Genomic DNA, 16,228 nt, shown 5'->3' on the forward strand with positions numbered 1-16,228 from the left:
GCCATGGCGCACCTACAGTCGCAACTCGACCCGCACAGTGACGCGTTCGCGCGCAACCGCGCGGCCATGCTGGCGGCCATCGAGCAAGTGCAACAGCTGGAACGGAACCTGCTGGGCAAGGCCGCCGAAGCCAAAGCCAAATTCGATAAGCGCGGACAATTGTTGCCCCGCGAACGCCTGAACCTGTTGCTCGACCCCGGCGCGCCGTTCCTCGAACTGGCCAGCCTCGCCGGCTACAAGTTGCACGACGACAAAGACGGCAGCGCGGCCGGCGGCGGCCTGATCGCCGGCATCGGCTATGTGTCCGGCGTGCGCGTGATGGTGGTGGCGAATAACAGCGCGATCAAGGGCGGCACCATCTCGCCAAGCGGGTTGAAAAAATCCCTGCGCCTGCAACAGATCGCCCAGGAAAACAAACTGCCAGTTATCACCCTCGCCGAAAGCGGCGGTGCCAACCTTAATTACGCGGCGGAAATTTTCGTCGAAGGCGCGCGCAGCTTTGCCAATCAGGCGCGGATGTCGGCCCAGGGCCTGCCGCAGATTACCGTGGTGCACGGCTCGGCCACGGCGGGCGGCGCCTACCAACCGGGGCTGTCGGATTACGTGGTGGTGGTGCGCGGCAAGGCCAAGCTGTTCCTCGCCGGCCCGCCACTGCTCAAAGCGGCGACCGGCGAAATCGCCACCGACGAAGAACTCGGGGGCGCCGAGATGCACGCGCAGGTCGCCGGCACTGCTGAATATCTGGCTGAAAACGACGCTGACGGCATACGTCAGGTACGCGACATCATGCGCATGCTGCCATGGAACGAGCAGTTGCCATGGCGCGCGCGGCCGCCGTACAAAGAGCCGCTCTACCCTATCGACGAGCTGCTCGGCCTGATTCCCGATGACCCGAAAAAACCGTATGACGTGCGCGAAATCATCGCACGCATCGCCGACGAATCGTGCTTCCTCGAATTCAAAGGCGAGTTCGATCAGCAGACGATTTGCGGCCACTTGAAAATTCAGGGCCGCGCCTGCGGCTTCATTGGCAACAACGGGCCGATCACCCCCAACGGTGCGAGCAAGGCGGCGCAGTTCATTCAACTGTGCGACCAGAGCCAGACGCCGCTGCTGTTTTTTCACAACACCACAGGCTTCATGGTCGGCACCGAATCGGAACAGCAAGGCGTGATCAAACACGGCTCGAAGCTGATTCAGGCCGTGGCCAACGCACGAGTGGCGAAACTGACCATCGTCGTCGGCGGTTCCTACGGGGCTGGCAATTACGCGATGTGCGGACGCGGTCTCGATCCACGCTTCATCTTCGCCTGGCCGAACAGCCGCACAGCGGTGATGGGTGGCGCTCAGGCCGGCAAGGTGCTGCGCATCGTTACCGAAGCCAAACAGCTCAAGGACGGCCAGGTGCCGGACCCGAAAATGCTCGACATGCTGGAGCAAATGACCGCGCAGAAACTCGACAGCCAATCCACCGCGCTCTACGGCAGCGCCAACCTGTGGGACGACGGCCTGATCGATCCGCGCGACACCCGCACCCTGCTCGGCTATTTGCTGGATATCTGCCACGAAGCCGACCTTCGTAAGCTGCAACCCAACAGCTTCGGCGTCAGCCGCTTCTGACCGCCACGGATCCTACGGAGAACAACAATAATGATCTTCACCCCGGAACACGAAGCCTTGCGCCGCACCGTCCGCCAGTTCGTCGAACATGAGATCAACCCGCACGTCGATGAGTGGGAGAAAGCCGGGCGCTTTCCCATCCACGAGATTTTCCGCAAGGCTGGCGATCTGGGCCTGCTGGGTATTTCCAAACCGGAAAAATTCGGCGGCATGGGCCTCGATTACAGCTATTCGATCGTGGCTGCCGAAGAGTTCGGCACCATCCATTGCGGCGGCATTCCGATGTCGATCGGCGTGCAGACCGACATGTGCACACCCGCGCTGGCCCGTTTCGGCTCCGATGAACTGCGCGAAGAATTCCTGCGCCCGGCAATCAGCGGCGAGCAGGTGGGTTGCATCGGCGTTTCCGAAGTCGGCGCCGGCTCCGATGTCGCCGGGCTGAAAACCACCGCGCGCAAGGACGGTGACGACTACGTGATCAACGGCAGCAAAATGTGGATCACCAATTCGCCGAGCGCCGACTTCATCTGCCTGCTGGCCAACACCTCGGACGACAAACCGCACATCAACAAGTCGCTGATCATGGTGCCGATGAACACGCCGGGGATCAGCCTCGGCTCGCACCTGGACAAACTCGGCATGCGCAGCTCGGAAACCGCGCAGGTGTTCTTCGATGACGTGCGCGTGCCTCAACGCAATCGCATCGGCCACGAAGGCGCAGGCTTCATGATGCAAATGCTGCAGTTTCAGGAAGAACGCCTGTTCGGCGCGGCAAACATGATCAAGGGCCTGGAATATTGCATCGACAGCACCATCGAGTACTGCAAGGAGCGCAAGACCTTCGGTAACGCGCTGATCGACAATCAGGTCATCCACTTTCGCCTCGCCGAACTGCAGACTGAAATCGAATGCCTGCGCGCGCTGGTCTACCAGGCCACCGAGCAGTACATCAAAGGCCAGGACGTGACGCGGCTGGCGTCGATGGCCAAGCTCAAGGCCGGACGCCTGGGCCGTGAAGTCAGTGACAGCTGCCTGCAATATTGGGGCGGCATGGGCTTCATGTGGGACAACCCGGTGGCCCGCGCCTATCGCGACGTGCGGCTGGTGTCGATTGGCGGCGGCGCTGACGAAATCATGCTGGGGATCATCTGCAAACTGATGGGCATCCTGCCGGGGAAAAAGAAATGAGCCACCTGCCCGAGTGCCAGACGCTGCTGCTGGAACTGCACGGCGGCGTCTTGCACATCACCCTCAATCGCCCGGACAGCCGCAACGCGATGAGCCTGCAAATGGTCGGCGAATTGCGTGCGCTGCTGGCCGCGGTACGCGATGACCGTGCGGTGCGGGCCTTGGTGCTCAGCGGTGCCGGTGGGCATTTCTGCGCTGGCGGCGACCTCAAGGACATGGCCAACGCTCGGGCCCAGGGCGCGGAGGCTTACCGCGAGTTGAACCGCGCCTTCGGGGCCTTGCTCGAAGAAGCCCAGCACGCCCCACAAGTGCTGATCTGCCTGTTGCAAGGCGCCGTGCTGGGCGGCGGTTTGGGTCTGGCCTGCGTCAGCGATATCGCTCTCGCCGATCACCAGGCGCAGTTCGGTTTGCCGGAAACCAGCCTGGGGCTGATCCCGGCGCAAATCGCACCGTTTGTGGTGCAACGCATCGGGCTGACCGAAACCCGGCGACTGGCGCTGACCGCTGCGCGTTTCGATGGCGCTGAGGCGCTGCGTTTGGGGCTGGTGCATTTCGTTGAACAGGATGCCCAGGCACTGGCAGAACGACTGGATGAGGTGCTGCAACAGGTGCTGCGCTGCGCACCTGAAGCGAATGCCGCGACCAAGAAATTGTTGTTGGCGAGCGCCGGGCAGCCGTCGAGTGAGTTGCTTGATGAGGCGGCTCAGTGGTTCAGCGCGGCGGTGACTGGCGCCGAAGGTGTGGAGGGAACCATGGCTTTTGTGCAAAAGCGTAAACCGCGGTGGGCCACCTGAAAGCTTCGCGAGCAAGCCCGCTCCCACATTTGGAATGCATTCCCCTGTAGGAGTGAGCCTGCTCGCGAAGAGGTCATCACATTCACCGCCAACACCCAAGGGAAACCACCATGCCCACCCTCAAGCAAATCCCGGGTTGAAATGCATTCCAAATGTGGGAGCGGGCTTGCTCGCGAAGAGGCCATCACATTCACCGCCAACACCCAAGGTACACCCACCATGCCCACCCTTAAGCAAATCCCGGGTTGGAATGCGCTCCAAATGTGGGAGCGAGCCTGCTCGCGAAGAGGCCATCACATTCACCGCCAACCATTCAGGAAACCCACCATGCCCGCCATTCACAAAATCCTGATCGCCAACCGCGGTGAAATCGCCTGCCGCATCCAGCGTACCGCCCAGGCCCTCGGCTATCGCACCGTCGCCGTGTTCAGCGACGCCGACGCCGATGCGCTGCATGTGCAAATGGCCGATCAGGCCGTGCACATCGGCCCGGCGCCGGTGCAGCAGTCCTATCTCAATATCGCAGCTATCCTCGACGCGGCCCTTCGCAGCGGGGCCGATGCCGTCCATCCTGGCTACGGTTTTCTCTCGGAAAACGCCGAGTTCGCCCGCGCCTGCGACGACGCTGGCCTGACATTCATCGGCCCCAGCGTCGAAGCAATCGAACTGATGGGCAGCAAACGCCTGTCGAAAATCGCCATGCTTGCGGCGGGCGTGCCGTGCATCGCCGGTTATCAGGGCGCCGCGCAGGACGACGCCACTCTGCTGCGCGAGGCCGCACGCATCGGCTACCCGCTGATGATCAAGGCCAGCGCCGGCGGCGGCGGACGCGGCATGCGTCTGGTGCACGATGCCAGCGATCTGCCGGCGCAATTGCGCACCGCCCGATCGGAAGCCCTGAACGGATTCGGCAGCGACGAACTGATCCTTGAACAGGCGTTGATCGAACCGCGTCACGTCGAAGTGCAACTGTTCGGCGACCAGCACGGCAATCTGGTCTACCTCGGCGAACGCGACTGCTCGATCCAGCGCCGCCACCAGAAAGTCATCGAAGAAGCACCCTGCCCGGTAATGACCGCCGAGTTGCGTCAGGCCATGGGTGAGGCGGCGCTCAAGGCCGGTCGTGCCGTGGATTACGTCGGTGCCGGCACCGTGGAGTTTCTGCTCGACGCGCGCGGCCAGTTCTACTTTCTGGAAATGAACACGCGCTTGCAGGTCGAGCATCCAGTGACGGAAATGATCACAGGAATTGATCTGGTCGCCTGGCAATTGCGGGTTGCCGAAGGGCAGCCGCTGCCGCTGACTCAGGAGCAGGTCCGGCTCATGGGGTACGCGATGGAGGTGCGCCTGTACGCAGAAGATCCTGCGCAGGACTTTCTGCCACAAACCGGCCGCATCACGGCGTGGACGCCGGCCGAGCAACACGGGGCGCGCATCGACCACGGTCTGCTTGAAGGCCAGTCGATCAGCCCGTTCTACGACCCGATGCTCGGCAAACTGATCGCCCACGGCGCCACCCGCGAAGAAGCGCGGCGCAAGCTGTTGCGCGCGGTGCAGGACACGGTACTGCTCGGCGTGCAAAGCAATCAACGATTGCTCGAAAGCCTGCTGCAACATCCGCAGTTCATCAACGGCGACTTCAGCACCGCTTTCATCCAGCAACATTTTTCCAGCCATGCCTGCCTGAACACCTATGTGCCAACGGCGGAGCAACTGGCGATTGCAGTGGTGTTGTTCTATCAGGCGAGCGCCCTGCCCCATCGCCCGCCGCTGAATGGCTGGCGCAACAACGCCAGCGTGCCTTTGCACTATCGACTGGGCGGTGAAGAACAGGACTGGGCGCTGTCCGTCCTGGCGCGCCAATCCGGCGAATTCTCGGTGCAGGTCAGCGAACGCACGCTGATCGCAAAAGTCATCGAGCTCACCGCACAATCGATAACGCTGGACATCGACGGTTTGCGCCAACGCCACGCCTATCGTCTGGACGCCGAACAGCTTTGGCTGTTCACCCATCCGGGCAGCCTGCGCCTGGAGGATCGAACTCAGGCCGTGATCGACAGTCAGAGCAGCGTCAGCTCCGGCACACTGAAAGCGCCGATGGACGGCGCCATCGTCGACGTACTGGTCAGCGAAGGCAGTACGGTCAGCAAAGGTCAGTTGCTGGTGGTGCTGGAGGCAATGAAAATGGAGCACCCGCTCAAGGCCGGGATCGATGGCGTGCTCAAGCGGGTGCAAGTCAAGGTCGGCGATCAGGTAAAAAATCGTCAGGTTCTGTTGCAGGTCGAGTAGTCGCCCGGACACCGGCGCGGGGTTTGACTACGCTCTGAACAATCAGAACGCGAAATCAGGAACCCTGCGATGCCACACTGGCTGGTCATAGATCTGGAAGCCACCACCGATGAAGGCGGCTGGCCGGTCACGGAAATGGAAATTATCGAGATCGGCGCCACGCTGGTCGATCGTGCCGGGCGCGAGCAGGATCACTTTCAGCGCTTCGTCAAACCGACACGGCGGCCTTTGCTTACCCCGTTCTGTCGTGAGCTGACGCACATCAGCCAAGCCAATATCGACGCCGCCCAGCCGCTGACCGAGGTCTGGCCGGCGTTCGAACGCTGGCTCGCGCAGCATCAGCCGCGCCTCGAGGGTTGGGCCAGTTGGGGCGATTACGACCGCAAGCAGTTGCTCCAGGAATGGCAGCGCCTGCAACTCGACAGCGGCTTGAGCAAAGTGCCGCATATGAACCTCAAACAGCGCTTCGCCAAGGCCCGCCGCCTCGACCGGCCACTGGGGCTCAACGGCGCCCTGCAACTGGCCGGCATGCAGTTCAGCGGTCAGCAGCATCGCGCTCTGGAAGATGCGCGCAACACGGCTCGGTTATTGCCGCTGGTGCTGCCGCTATAGGCACGTGACGGCGCTAAACGCCTTGTGCATACTGGCCGCCCCCTTTTAAGCCCTTTTCGAGGAATCGCCCATGTTTAAAGTCAACGAGTACTTCGACGGCACCGTCAAGTCGATCGCCTTTGGCACCGCCGAGGGTCCAGCGACCATTGGCGTCATGGCCCCGGGCGAATACGAATTCGGCACCAGCCAGCGTGAAATCATGCACGTGGTGTCCGGCGCGCTGACGGTCAAACTGCCAGACAGCAGCGACTGGGAAACCTTCGCCGCCGGCAGCCAATTCAACGTACCGGCCAACAGCAAGTTTCAGTTGAAAGTGGCGGTCGACACCGCTTATCTGTGCGAATACCGCGGCTGATCCAGCCGTTTTGACCGCCAAAAAAAATGCCCGTGTTCAGCAACACGGGCATTTTTGTTTCAGTGACAGTTATTCGAGAATTTCCACCGGCATGCCGACTTCCAGGCGACCATTGCCGTCATTGACCAGGTTCTGTCCGAACATCGCGCCATCGGCGGTTGTCCGGTACTTTTGCAATGTCGCGAAAGGCTCACGGTCGGCGCTACGCTCACCGGTTTGTGGGTCGACGGTGGTCATGATGCAACGCGAGCACGGCTTGACCACGCGAAACTCGATATCGCCGATGCGAATACGCTTCCAGCCGTCCTCTGCGTAAGCCGCGCTGCCTTCGATAACCAGATTCGGGCGAAAACGCAGCATCTCCAGCGGTCGCCCGACTTTTTCCGACAAGTCCTGCCGGGATGCTTCGCCGATCAATAACAATGGATAACCGTCAGCAAACGCCACTTGGTCGTCGTCCTTGCCGAAACCCGATTGCGTGGTTCGCGCCCGCTCCAACGGCATTTGTACCAGCCGCGTCGGCTTGCCAAGAAAATCGCTGACGAAGCGCGCGGCTTCATCCCCGGCGTCCGGCACGCGCAGGGTGTCACGCCAGATCGTCACGCCACGCAGTTCGGCGTTGTCGTCAGGTAACGCAATCTCGATCGAACCTTGCTCAGGAGTGTTGAGGGTCAAGCCGCCACGGGCATTCCACAGGGCCGACAGCTGGCTCATCTTCGCTTCGGCACGCTGGGTCAAAAAGCGGCCGCTGGCCTCGTCCACCAGCATCCAGCGTCGATCCCCCGCCAACCCCAACTTGTCCAGTTCGATGCTTTGCAGCACTTCGCCCTTGCCGGATTTCAACGGGTAACGATAAAGCGCGCTGAGACGCAGCATGGCCAGCTTCCTTGATGGAAAAACGCCACCCTATACGAGCTTGATCAGGAATCAAAGAGCAATAACTGTAGGAGTGAGCCTGCTCGCGATAGCGCTGTGTCAGGTAATGATCTGGGGCTGACACAGCGCTATCGCGAGCAGGCTCGCTCCTACAATGGGTGTGTGATCAGGCCGGCACGACATCGAGCATCAGACGCTGGCGCACCACGTCGACCAGCTTGTCCGGCTGGAACTTGGAGAGGAAGTTGTCGCAACCGACCTTTTTCACCATCGAGTCGTTAAAGCTGCCCGACAGCGAGGTATGCAGCACCACATACAGACCACGCAGACGCGGGTCGTTACGGATTTCGGTGGTCAGGCGGTAGCCGTCCATTTCCGGCATTTCCGCGTCAGTGAAGATCATCAGCAGCTTGTCGGTCATGTGCACACCGGTATCGGCCCAGGCCTTGAGCATGTTCAGCGCTTTCAAGCCGTCGCTGGCGATGTGCATTTTCACCCCGAGCTGGCCGAGTGTGTCGCGCAGCTGCGAGAGCGCCACGTTGGAATCGTCCACCAGCAGCACTTCGCGACCACGGGCGCGCTCCAGCACCGGGTCGTCGAGTTTCTCGCGCGAGACCTTGGCGTTGTACGGGACGATTTCGGCGAGGACTTTCTCGACGTCGATAATTTCCACCAACTGATCGTCGACCTTGCTGATCGCTGTCAGGTAGTGCTGACGGCCGGCACTGGCCGGTGGTGGCAGGATGGCTTCCCAGTTCATGTTGACGATGCGATCGACGCCGCCGACAAGAAATGCCTGAACCGAGCGGTTGTACTCGGTGACAATAATCGTGCTGTTGGGGCCCGGCACCAGCGGGCGCATGCCGATCGCCTGGGACAGGTCGATCACTGGCAGCGTCTGCCCGCGCAGGTTGACCACACCGCACACGAACGGGTGACGCTGAGGCATCAGCGTCAGTTTCGGCAGTTGCAGCACTTCCTGCACCTTGAACACGTTGATCGCGAACAATTGGCGTCCGGCGAGTCGAAACATGAGAATTTCCAGGCGATTCTCACCCACCAGTTGCGTGCGTTGGTCTACCGTGTCGAGAATGCCGGCCATCAATGACTCCTGGGCTTGTTCGGGTGAATTCATTAAGAAGGTTTATCGGCTGCCGGGCGCGAATCTTGATCGCACAAAAAACATCCGCAAAATGCCACAGGCGGGCATTGATGTCACATTAACATCATGCTTTACTGGCTTTCGTTATTTCATCTGCTACATTCAATGCGGCGCGACCTCAATTCGCACGTTAGGTTCCCGCGCCTAAGGGATTCCCCTACCCACAATCAGGCCCAACCTGATATTCGCAATATCCAATAGCCATTAATGTGACGCCATTCTCATTGCATGAACGGAGTCAGGCTATTGTGTGCGATCGCAGTTCAGTGGCAACACACCCCCTGGAACCTCTCAGTCTGTGCACTTGCACGTCTGGGCGCGATCTGCCGACGATTCACGATCGTCGCCACACACGGCATTCCCCCATCAGACATGACGTTGTGGAGATAAGCATGCCAATCGACCGCAAAGACTGGGCGCAACGCTTCCCCGAGTTTCTGGTCGAGGCCGAAGCGCTCCTTGCCAAAACCGAGGAATGCTTGAGCCACCTGCAACTGATCAGCAATGACAAGGATGCCATTGACTGCCTGCTCGCTACCCTGCTCAAACTGGCAAACCGGGCCGAAACGCTGGCGCTGGTGGCGATCTCCGAGTTCTGCCAGCACCTGCACAGCGTGATCGACAGCGCGCGGGTCCGGATCGACCTGCACGAGCAGGCACTCGATGCCTTGAAGGATTGCCTCACACTGATGGCATGGCAGCTTGAGCTGGTCGACCAGCAGACCGGCCAACTGGATCTGGAAGAAAGCGAACAGGCCGCATTGCTTGAAGCGTTCGCCTTCCAGATCGGTCAAGGCACTGTACAGCCGGCCCTGACGAGCAAACGTTTGCCGCAACTGGCATTTTCCGAGCGTCAGGCCTGATCGGACCTCGCGCGGCAAATCGCGCACAGCCAATAGCTGAATGTCGTAATTGAATAGTTCATGCCCACCCGCGACACATCGATTCAAATAATCTCACTTGGATACTGCGATTTTTTTCGCACCGCCATCAGGGTTTGCCTGTCTATCAAGCGTGCGAATTCAGGCGTTATCGATAACTGCCCAACAGCCGTGTTCCGGCTTTTCCCGATTATGGAACTGACGTCCTCGGTGGCGTGTTTTATGCCCCATCGGACCTCTATCGCGTACGCGACCAACGGTATCTTAAGTGGTATTATGCCGCGCAGTCAGTGACCGCCCAGTTAGTGGCAAAGTGACGTCTATCATCGGCCTCAGCCGCAGTGGACAATCAACTACCGCTTACTGAGCCTTGTTGAATCAAGTAGCAGAATCGACAGTATTTCAGACAGAGATCGCCCGCCACCGGCCGGTCTGCCCGCAGCGAACATCCAGTGGCTCCATTCGTTATGTACGCCAGCCTCAAGTCATTCATCACATGGCCACCCTCCCGGGAAAATGCCCGCCGGATCACACTCATACTGTGCGTCGCGGCAGCGCTCGGCAGCCTGCTGACCTACGGTTTTTCTGCGCCAGTGAGCCTCGCCCTGCTGTTGCTCAATATCGCGGCCACAGCGTGCGTCTGGGTGCAATATCGCTTGTCGCGCAAGTCGATCAAGTTTCAGCCACAGGAACTGGCCGATCGTCTGCTTCAGGTCCAGGAGAACGAACGCCATCGGCTCAGCCGCGAATTGCATGACGATATCGGCCAGTTGCTGACCGCCGCTAAATTGCAAGGCGAATGGCTTAAACGGCGCCTGCCGCAAGACCTGCAGGAACAATGTACGGTGCTCTGCGACACGCTTGAAGAAACATTGAACAAGGTGCGCGACGTTTCGGCGATTCTCAATCCGCGTCAATTGACCAGCCTGGGTCTGGAAGCCAGCCTGCGTGCGCACCTGCTCAAGACACTGGCTAATACTTCGGTACACTGGAGCCTCGATTGCCAGCAGCGTCTGAACGGTATCCCGGAGGAAATGGCGGTCGCCGCTTTCCGTATCACCCAGGAAGCGGTGACCAATATCTTGCGTCATGCACAAGCGCAAAACCTGCTGGTGCGTGTTCAGCGACTGCCGCAAGGTCTGACGTTGCTGATCAGCGACGACGGGCTCGGGTTTGCCCCCGCAGCCAATCCGGGACGGGAAGGACAACGGGGCATGGCCGGGATGGCCGAGCGGATCGAACAGCTGGGCGGCACACTGAGCGTCACCAGCGAGCCGGGCAAAGGCACACAAATCGAAGCACTTTTCCCCTGGGCGCCCCGAGCACTCGAGCGGGCCAGTACGAATAAGGTTATGCGTTGACTTGTAACTTACTTCTGGTGGATGACCACTCGCTGATCAGGGCCGGCGTGCGCGCTCTGGTGCTGGATATTCCCGGTTACGCGGTAATCGGCGAAGCCAATGACGGCTCGCAACTGCTCGAAATGGTCGAGCAACTGAGTCCCGACATCGTGTTGCTCGATATCTCGATGAGGGAAACCGGCGGTCTGGAAGCCCTGCAACGCCTCAAGCGGGTCCGCCCGCAGAGCAAGGTCCTGATCCTTTCCATGCACACCGACCCGGCCCTGATCATGCAGGCGCTGGAGTCCGGCGCCCATGGCTACCTGCTCAAGGACACCACTGCCACCGAGCTTGAACACGCGCTGGAAGCCCTGCGTAACAACGAGCGCTACCTGAGCCCGGCCATCGCTCACACCGTGATCAACCAGGCACTGACCCGCAATCAGAAAAACCAGCCGGAAGTTGCCGAGTCGCACAACCTGACAGCGCGCCAGCTGGAAATCCTCAGGCTGATCGTCCGGGGCAAATCCACCCGCGAAATCGCCAATGGTCTGGGGCTGAGCATCAAGACCGTCGAGACCCACCGCTCGCAGATCATGAAGCGCCTGCAAATCTACGACGTGGCCGGCCTGGTGTTATTCGCCGTGCGCGAGCAGATCATCAGCCTTGACGACTGATTGACGCCGAGCGCGCCAAAAGCGGCGAATGCTTGGGCAAATGCACCTGCAAGGCTGCCGGCCGCGCGGCAAACCTCAGGCTGTTGCCCTCCAGCGGCTCACCGTCGAGATTGATGTACAGCCCTTCCGCCACCTTGATCTCGACCCAGGGCAGCCGTGCCCGCACAAACATACTGTCGATGCCGAAACCTTCCGTGAGCAGGTTCTTCAACGTGCCAACCAGTTCCTGCGGGGCCGGCAGAATACTGATGTCCAGCAGCCCGTCATCCACCTGCGCATCGGGGCACAGGACATGCCCGCCTCCCGCCTGGCGACCATTGCCGATGCCCAATGCCAGCAGCTCGCCTTGCCATTGGAAATCCGGCCCCTGCAATTCGCCATAGGCGGCATGCAACTCGCTGAATCGGGACAAACCCGTGAACAGATAGGCCGCGCCGCCCAAGACTTTTTTCAAATCTTCAGAGGTATTGGCAGTGACCTGACTGCCGAATCCGCCGGTGGCCATATTGAGGAAAATCTGTCCGCCCACTTCGCCCAGATCGATGTCAGTGGGCGGCGTATCAAGCAGCTCCAGGGCCTCGGCAGGCTCCAGCGAAATACCGGCGGCACGACAAAAGTCATTGGCAGTCCCCAGCGGCAGCAGGACCAGGCTGGCTTTGCGTGGGTGCTTGGCCAGGGCTTCGGCAATATCACGCAACGTGCCATCGCCACCGCCGGCAATGATGTGCGTGTATCCAGCTGCCAGGGCTTCTTCCACCAGGCGCTTGGCATCCCCGGCCTCCCAGGTCAGCCGAACCGCCAGCTCCCAACCCCGCTCGCGCCGGTCCAGTACGGCTGCACGAACAGCCTCGTTGAGTGCCTGCTTGCCATGCAGAATCAACAGTGCCCGGCGCTCACTCATAAACGTCACTCCCAGAATTGATACGGTTGAATCATCTTGACCACCGCGACGCGCAAAAAAGCCGTCAGCGTCTCAATAAATTCACCTGTCCGGCTGCAGCGTCCTACACGGTGGTACTTTTTCTTACGAAACATGAGGAATCGGCTCAATTGACCCGGCACAAGCATTAGGTCAACGTGTGCCGGCGGTATCGTTTTTCAACCCAACAACACAAGGATGTGCCGGTAATGAGCAGATACGCCCCGAGGGCTGATGACCGTTCACCAGATGGATCAGGCAGCAAGCGTTCACTTGAAATAGCCGGTGGATGTTTCCATGCAAAGTCATGAAGCCAGAATACCAGTGAGTCCGGTCGCCGCCCTCGCCGAAAGTCGCGCAAGTCATCAGTCGGATTTCAATAAAAGCGCCAAGACCCCTGGAGAAATCGAAATGGAACCTCGTGTCACCGAGCTGGAAACCCATCTCAAATACATCCGCCGGGACATGGACGAAGTTCGCAACGATGTCAAAACGATCAAGCATCGACTGGCCTATTCGGCCGGTGCGACGACGATCGTGCTGGGGTTGCTGGGTTGGGTCGCCAATAGCCGATTCGACCAGTTGGTGTCACTGATCAGCAATTGACTCAACGTTTTTTTACGCGCGTCAGCTTTATCAGCCGACGCGTGTACTGGCTGCAACGGGATCAGCCCAGAAGCTCGCTTAATGGAATGAAAGCAACCTCGTCCCCTTCAGTCAGCGTGCGTCCTTCCAGCACTTCCACCAGCCCGTCGGCCCACGCGGCGCTACGCAGCACGCCAGAACTCTGATTTTGGTAAATCATCGCCCGACCTTGCTCAAGCCGGCCCCGCAGGTACTCGCGACGGTTTCCGGCCACAGGCCAGACAAAACCCGCCGGCACCGTGAACTTCAGCGGCTCGACGTCCTGTACGCCTTGGCGCCTTAACAAATAAGGGCGTGTCAGCAACGCGAAGGTCACCAGCGTCGAAGCCGGATTGCCAGGAAGACCAATGACCGGAACATTGCGAAAATGTCCGAACGTCAGCGGTTTTCCGGGTTTGATCGCCAGTTTCCACAGTGCCAGCTCCCCCTCTTCCCGCAGCGCTATGCCAAGGAAATCGGCTTCGCCGACAGAGACTCCACCGGTAGACAGGATCAGATCGACATCCTGCAATTCGCTCAGACGAAGCCGGGTCGCGGCCAGATCATCCGGAAGAATGCCCGCATCAATGACTTCACATCCCAGACGCTGCAGCCAACTGCACAGCACCACGCGGTTGCTGTTGTAAATCTGCCCCGGGCCGAGTGCCTGCCCAGGCTCAACCAGCTCATCGCCTGTGGACAATACCGCCACACGCACTTTACGCACCACGCTCAGGCCTGCGCAGCCCAACGAAGCTGACAAGCCTTGCTCGATCGGTCCCAGCCGGGTGCCGGCGGCAAGTACGCACTCGCCCACGGTCGTTTCCTGACCTTGCGGGCGGATGTTCTGACCGGCCTTCATGAGCTGAGTGAACAGCACCCGCCCATCGGCCTGGAGCTCAGTGTTTTCCTGCATCTCGACACAGTCGGCACCCGCGGGTACCGGCGCGCCGGTGAAGATTCGCGCACAGGTCCCAGGCTTTATCGGCTCCGGGGCTTGCCCGGCAAACACCTTCTGGCTGACCGGCATGGGTTCACCCGTCCAATCCGCCACATTCAGGGCGTAGCCATCCATGGCGCTGTTTGGCCAAGGTGGCAGATCCAGTGTGGAAACCAGATCTTCAGCCAGCACTCGCCCTTCGACCTGAGCCAGCGGCAAGTACTCGCGCTCGGCAATCGGCGATGCATCGGCCATTTCCAACAGACGCGCCAGGGCCGCTTCGACCGGCATCAAGCTGGCGGTTTTGCCCGGCTTACCCACGGGATTCACAAGGCGCCGCCTGTTTCAGATGGGTGACGAAGTTGCACGGGCGATGACGCGCGTCCAGTTGCTCGCCGAGAATGCCGTCCCAACCGGTGCGTACAGCGTTGGTCGAGCCTGGCAGGCAGCAAACCAGCGTGCCGTTGGCCAGACCGGCCAGTGCCCGCGACTGTACGGTCGAGGTGCCAATATCGGCTACCGAGATTTGCCGGAACAACTCGCCAAAGCCGTCTACCTGTTTATCAAGCAGGCACGCGACCGCTTCCGGTGTGCTGTCACGCCCGGTAAAACCGGTGCCGCCGGTGATCAGCACCACCTGCACGACATCATCGGCGATCCAGTTGGCGACTTGCGCGCGAATTTTATACAGGTCGTCTTTGAGCAAGACCCGCTCCGCCAGATTGTGGCCCGCCGCTGTCAAGCGGTCGACAAACACCTGGCCTGAGGTATCGGTTTCGAGGGTGCGGGTATCGCTGACCGTCAACACCGCTATATTAAGCGGCACGAAAGGTACATCAGCCTTGGCTTTCATAGGCTCATCCAGTTGTAGAAGAAACAGCCCGGTGTTATATCACAGCGCTCGATTTTTTCGCCTTCCCTGTGGAGAGCTGCCATGCCCCAGCCAACGCCATTGCCGCCCTGCTCGATTCTGCTTCTGGCAGGCGGACGCGGCCAACGCATGGGCGGCCAGGATAAAGGTCTGGTGCCGTGGCAGGGCGAACCGTTGATTGCGCATCAGCAACGCAAGGTCCGCACGCTGACTGACGATTTGATCATCTCGTGCAACCGCAATCGTCAGCGCTATGCGCCGTTTGCCGATCAACTGGTGGCTGATGACGAAGGAGACTTTCCGGGACCGCTGGCGGGGATTCTGGCAGGCCTGAAAGTCGCCCGTCATTCACACTTGCTGGTCCTGCCGTGCGATGTTCCGCTGATTGACGAAGCCCTGCTGCAACGTATGCGTGAGGCCGCCAGCGAGCAACCTGAAAAACCTTTAATGTTGCGCGAGGGAGCGCATTGGCAACCGTTGCTCTGCGTGATTCCGGTCGGCCTTTTACCGGCATTCGAAGAGGCCTGGAAAAGCGGCGAACGCAGCCCCGGCCGGGTGATGCGCAACCTCGGCGCGAACGCCTTGCAATGCCCTGACAATGACCCGCGCCTGGCCAACCTCAATACCCCTGAACTGTTAAATGCGCACAACACTGTGTCAGACTGACAGCATTCAAGGAACTCTCACGCCTTGTGTACGTCTCAAGCTCAGTAACCAGAAGATTTCCCATTCGGAGACACACCCATGACTCAACGGACCCTCGCCACTTTCATGCTCGCACTGGGCCTGGCCACCCTCGCCGGTTGCTCCTCGCCTACAGTGATCACCTTGAATGACGGTCGCGAAATCCAGGCCGTCGACACCCCGAAATACGATGATGATTCGGGCTTCTACGAGTTTCAGCAGCTGGACGGCAAAGAAACTCGCATCAACAAGGATCAGGTACGTACCGTTAAAGAGCTGTAAGCTCAGCGGCACGCCGGATACAGAAAAGCCCGCAGATTTCAGACTGTGTGAAAACCTAGCATTCTGCTGGCCGGTTAAAGAAAATGCCCGTATCGCAAGATACGGGCATTTTTC

General features: G+C 60.1%; 18 protein-coding genes. 13 read left to right on the top strand and 5 right to left on the bottom strand.

The features are described 5' to 3' along the window. The first annotated feature begins 3 nt into the window (after positions 1-3). The 6 genes from HU755_RS24480 (at position 4) to HU755_RS24505 (ending at position 6,858) form a co-directional block, all read left to right on the top strand. Positions 4-1,620 (top strand): acyl-CoA carboxylase subunit beta, encoded by a 1,617-nt coding sequence (locus HU755_RS24480; RefSeq protein WP_186637432.1) that lies wholly within the window; start codon positions 4-6, stop codon positions 1,618-1,620. Positions 1,621-1,650: 30 nt separating this feature from the next. Then, positions 1,651-2,808, top strand: coding sequence for a citronellyl-CoA dehydrogenase (gene atuD, locus HU755_RS24485; RefSeq protein ID WP_186619185.1), 1,158 nt, complete (start codon positions 1,651-1,653; stop codon positions 2,806-2,808). Further along, positions 2,805-3,602, top strand: coding sequence for an enoyl-CoA hydratase/isomerase family protein (locus HU755_RS24490; RefSeq protein WP_186637434.1), 798 nt, complete (start codon positions 2,805-2,807; stop codon positions 3,600-3,602). Before atuD ends, HU755_RS24490 begins: the two co-directional genes overlap by 4 nt. A 327-nt stretch (positions 3,603-3,929) precedes the next feature. Further along, positions 3,930-5,891, top strand: a complete 1,962-nt coding sequence (locus HU755_RS24495) for an acetyl/propionyl/methylcrotonyl-CoA carboxylase subunit alpha (RefSeq protein WP_186637435.1) — start codon at positions 3,930-3,932, stop codon at positions 5,889-5,891. Positions 5,892-5,960: 69 nt separating this feature from the next. Continuing rightward, positions 5,961-6,503 (top strand): exonuclease domain-containing protein, encoded by a 543-nt coding sequence (locus HU755_RS24500; protein WP_186547131.1) that lies wholly within the window; start codon positions 5,961-5,963, stop codon positions 6,501-6,503. Between the two features lie 70 nt (positions 6,504-6,573). Beyond that, positions 6,574-6,858 carry a pyrimidine/purine nucleoside phosphorylase gene (locus HU755_RS24505; protein ID WP_007940055.1) on the top strand — a complete coding sequence of 95 codons (285 nt, stop codon included), beginning with the start codon at positions 6,574-6,576 and terminating at the stop codon, positions 6,856-6,858. A gap of 69 nt (positions 6,859-6,927) precedes the next feature. On the opposite strand, the gene HU755_RS24510 is transcribed toward HU755_RS24505, so the two are convergent. Further along, positions 6,928-7,734, bottom strand: coding sequence for an MOSC domain-containing protein (locus tag HU755_RS24510; RefSeq protein WP_186637438.1), 807 nt, complete (start codon positions 7,732-7,734; stop codon positions 6,928-6,930). Positions 7,735-7,900: 166 nt separating this feature from the next. Beyond that, positions 7,901-8,836 carry a chemotaxis protein CheV gene (locus tag HU755_RS24515; RefSeq protein ID WP_186637442.1) on the bottom strand — a complete coding sequence of 312 codons (936 nt, stop codon included), beginning with the start codon at positions 8,834-8,836 and terminating at the stop codon, positions 7,901-7,903. On the opposite strand from HU755_RS24515, the gene HU755_RS24520 reads away from it, so the two are divergent. The 4 genes from HU755_RS24520 (at position 8,826) to HU755_RS24535 (ending at position 11,794) form a co-directional block, all read left to right on the top strand. After that, the gene (locus HU755_RS24520; RefSeq protein ID WP_186637445.1) at positions 8,826-9,044 is read left to right on the top strand and encodes a hypothetical protein; all 219 of its coding nucleotides are present in this window, start codon (positions 8,826-8,828) and stop codon (positions 9,042-9,044) included. The two genes, HU755_RS24515 and HU755_RS24520, sit on opposite strands and share 11 nt — an antisense overlap. Before the next feature lie 244 nt (positions 9,045-9,288). Continuing rightward, the gene (locus HU755_RS24525; protein WP_186637448.1) at positions 9,289-9,759 is read left to right on the top strand and encodes a hypothetical protein; all 471 of its coding nucleotides are present in this window, start codon (positions 9,289-9,291) and stop codon (positions 9,757-9,759) included. A gap of 485 nt (positions 9,760-10,244) precedes the next feature. After that, positions 10,245-11,138, top strand: coding sequence for a sensor histidine kinase (locus HU755_RS24530; RefSeq protein WP_186637458.1), 894 nt, complete (start codon positions 10,245-10,247; stop codon positions 11,136-11,138). Beyond that, complete coding sequence (locus HU755_RS24535) at positions 11,135-11,794, top strand: response regulator transcription factor (RefSeq protein WP_186619180.1); 660 nt, start codon at positions 11,135-11,137, stop codon at positions 11,792-11,794. The genes HU755_RS24530 and HU755_RS24535 overlap by 4 nt, the downstream gene beginning before the upstream one ends. On the opposite strand, the gene yegS is transcribed toward HU755_RS24535, so the two are convergent. Next, complete coding sequence (yegS, locus tag HU755_RS24540) at positions 11,778-12,695, bottom strand: lipid kinase YegS (RefSeq protein ID WP_186637451.1); 918 nt, start codon at positions 12,693-12,695, stop codon at positions 11,778-11,780. The two genes, HU755_RS24535 and yegS, sit on opposite strands and share 17 nt — an antisense overlap. A 315-nt stretch (positions 12,696-13,010) precedes the next feature. Here yegS and HU755_RS24545 point away from each other — a divergent pair, with 315 nt between their 5' ends. Next, positions 13,011-13,319 carry a hypothetical protein gene (locus HU755_RS24545; RefSeq protein ID WP_186547125.1) on the top strand — a complete coding sequence of 103 codons (309 nt, stop codon included), beginning with the start codon at positions 13,011-13,013 and terminating at the stop codon, positions 13,317-13,319. A gap of 61 nt (positions 13,320-13,380) precedes the next feature. Here the strand turns inward: HU755_RS24545 and glp are convergent, their stop codons facing one another. Both glp and moaB read right to left on the bottom strand, forming a co-directional pair. Further along, a complete protein-coding gene (glp, locus tag HU755_RS24550; RefSeq protein WP_186637453.1) occupies positions 13,381-14,607 on the bottom strand; it encodes a gephyrin-like molybdotransferase Glp in 1,227 nt (408 codons plus the stop codon). Then, the gene (moaB, locus tag HU755_RS24555; RefSeq protein ID WP_122591925.1) at positions 14,591-15,130 is read right to left on the bottom strand and encodes a molybdenum cofactor biosynthesis protein B; all 540 of its coding nucleotides are present in this window, start codon (positions 15,128-15,130) and stop codon (positions 14,591-14,593) included. Before moaB ends, glp begins: the two co-directional genes overlap by 17 nt. A gap of 81 nt (positions 15,131-15,211) precedes the next feature. On the opposite strand from moaB, the gene mobA reads away from it, so the two are divergent. Together mobA and HU755_RS24565 are read left to right on the top strand one after the other, a co-directional pair. Further along, positions 15,212-15,814, top strand: coding sequence for a molybdenum cofactor guanylyltransferase MobA (mobA, locus tag HU755_RS24560; protein ID WP_186637455.1), 603 nt, complete (start codon positions 15,212-15,214; stop codon positions 15,812-15,814). Between the two features lie 78 nt (positions 15,815-15,892). Continuing rightward, positions 15,893-16,114 carry a YgdI/YgdR family lipoprotein gene (locus HU755_RS24565; protein WP_016770600.1) on the top strand — a complete coding sequence of 74 codons (222 nt, stop codon included), beginning with the start codon at positions 15,893-15,895 and terminating at the stop codon, positions 16,112-16,114. Positions 16,115-16,228: the final 114 nt, after the last annotated feature.

This window comes from Pseudomonas sp. SWRI111 (assembly GCF_014268555.1).
In the GTDB taxonomy this organism is placed as follows: Bacteria; Pseudomonadota; Gammaproteobacteria; order Pseudomonadales; family Pseudomonadaceae; genus Aquipseudomonas; species Aquipseudomonas hamedanensis.

What these genes read in the sequence shown, in the direction of transcription:
- HU755_RS24480 (WP_186637432.1), top strand. Translation starts at nt 4, where the DNA reads ATGGCGCACCTACAGTCGCAACTCGACCCGCACAGTGACGCGTTCGCG.
- atuD (WP_186619185.1), top strand. Translation starts at nt 1,651, where the DNA reads ATGATCTTCACCCCGGAACACGAAGCCTTGCGCCGCACCGTCCGCCAG.
- HU755_RS24490 (WP_186637434.1), top strand. Translation starts at nt 2,805, where the DNA reads ATGAGCCACCTGCCCGAGTGCCAGACGCTGCTGCTGGAACTGCACGGC.
- HU755_RS24495 (WP_186637435.1), top strand. Translation starts at nt 3,930, where the DNA reads ATGCCCGCCATTCACAAAATCCTGATCGCCAACCGCGGTGAAATCGCC.
- HU755_RS24500 (WP_186547131.1), top strand. Translation starts at nt 5,961, where the DNA reads ATGCCACACTGGCTGGTCATAGATCTGGAAGCCACCACCGATGAAGGC.
- HU755_RS24505 (WP_007940055.1), top strand. Translation starts at nt 6,574, where the DNA reads ATGTTTAAAGTCAACGAGTACTTCGACGGCACCGTCAAGTCGATCGCC.
- HU755_RS24510 (WP_186637438.1), bottom strand. Translation starts at nt 7,734, where the DNA reads ATGCTGCGTCTCAGCGCGCTTTATCGTTACCCGTTGAAATCCGGCAAG.
- HU755_RS24520 (WP_186637445.1), top strand. Translation starts at nt 8,826, where the DNA reads ATGCCGGCCATCAATGACTCCTGGGCTTGTTCGGGTGAATTCATTAAG.
- HU755_RS24515 (WP_186637442.1), bottom strand. Translation starts at nt 8,836, where the DNA reads ATGGCCGGCATTCTCGACACGGTAGACCAACGCACGCAACTGGTGGGT.
- HU755_RS24525 (WP_186637448.1), top strand. Translation starts at nt 9,289, where the DNA reads ATGCCAATCGACCGCAAAGACTGGGCGCAACGCTTCCCCGAGTTTCTG.
- HU755_RS24530 (WP_186637458.1), top strand. Translation starts at nt 10,245, where the DNA reads ATGTACGCCAGCCTCAAGTCATTCATCACATGGCCACCCTCCCGGGAA.
- yegS (WP_186637451.1), bottom strand. Translation starts at nt 12,695, where the DNA reads ATGAGTGAGCGCCGGGCACTGTTGATTCTGCATGGCAAGCAGGCACTC.
- HU755_RS24545 (WP_186547125.1), top strand. Translation starts at nt 13,011, where the DNA reads ATGCAAAGTCATGAAGCCAGAATACCAGTGAGTCCGGTCGCCGCCCTC.
- moaB (WP_122591925.1), bottom strand. Translation starts at nt 15,130, where the DNA reads ATGAAAGCCAAGGCTGATGTACCTTTCGTGCCGCTTAATATAGCGGTG.
- mobA (WP_186637455.1), top strand. Translation starts at nt 15,212, where the DNA reads ATGCCCCAGCCAACGCCATTGCCGCCCTGCTCGATTCTGCTTCTGGCA.
- HU755_RS24565 (WP_016770600.1), top strand. Translation starts at nt 15,893, where the DNA reads ATGACTCAACGGACCCTCGCCACTTTCATGCTCGCACTGGGCCTGGCC.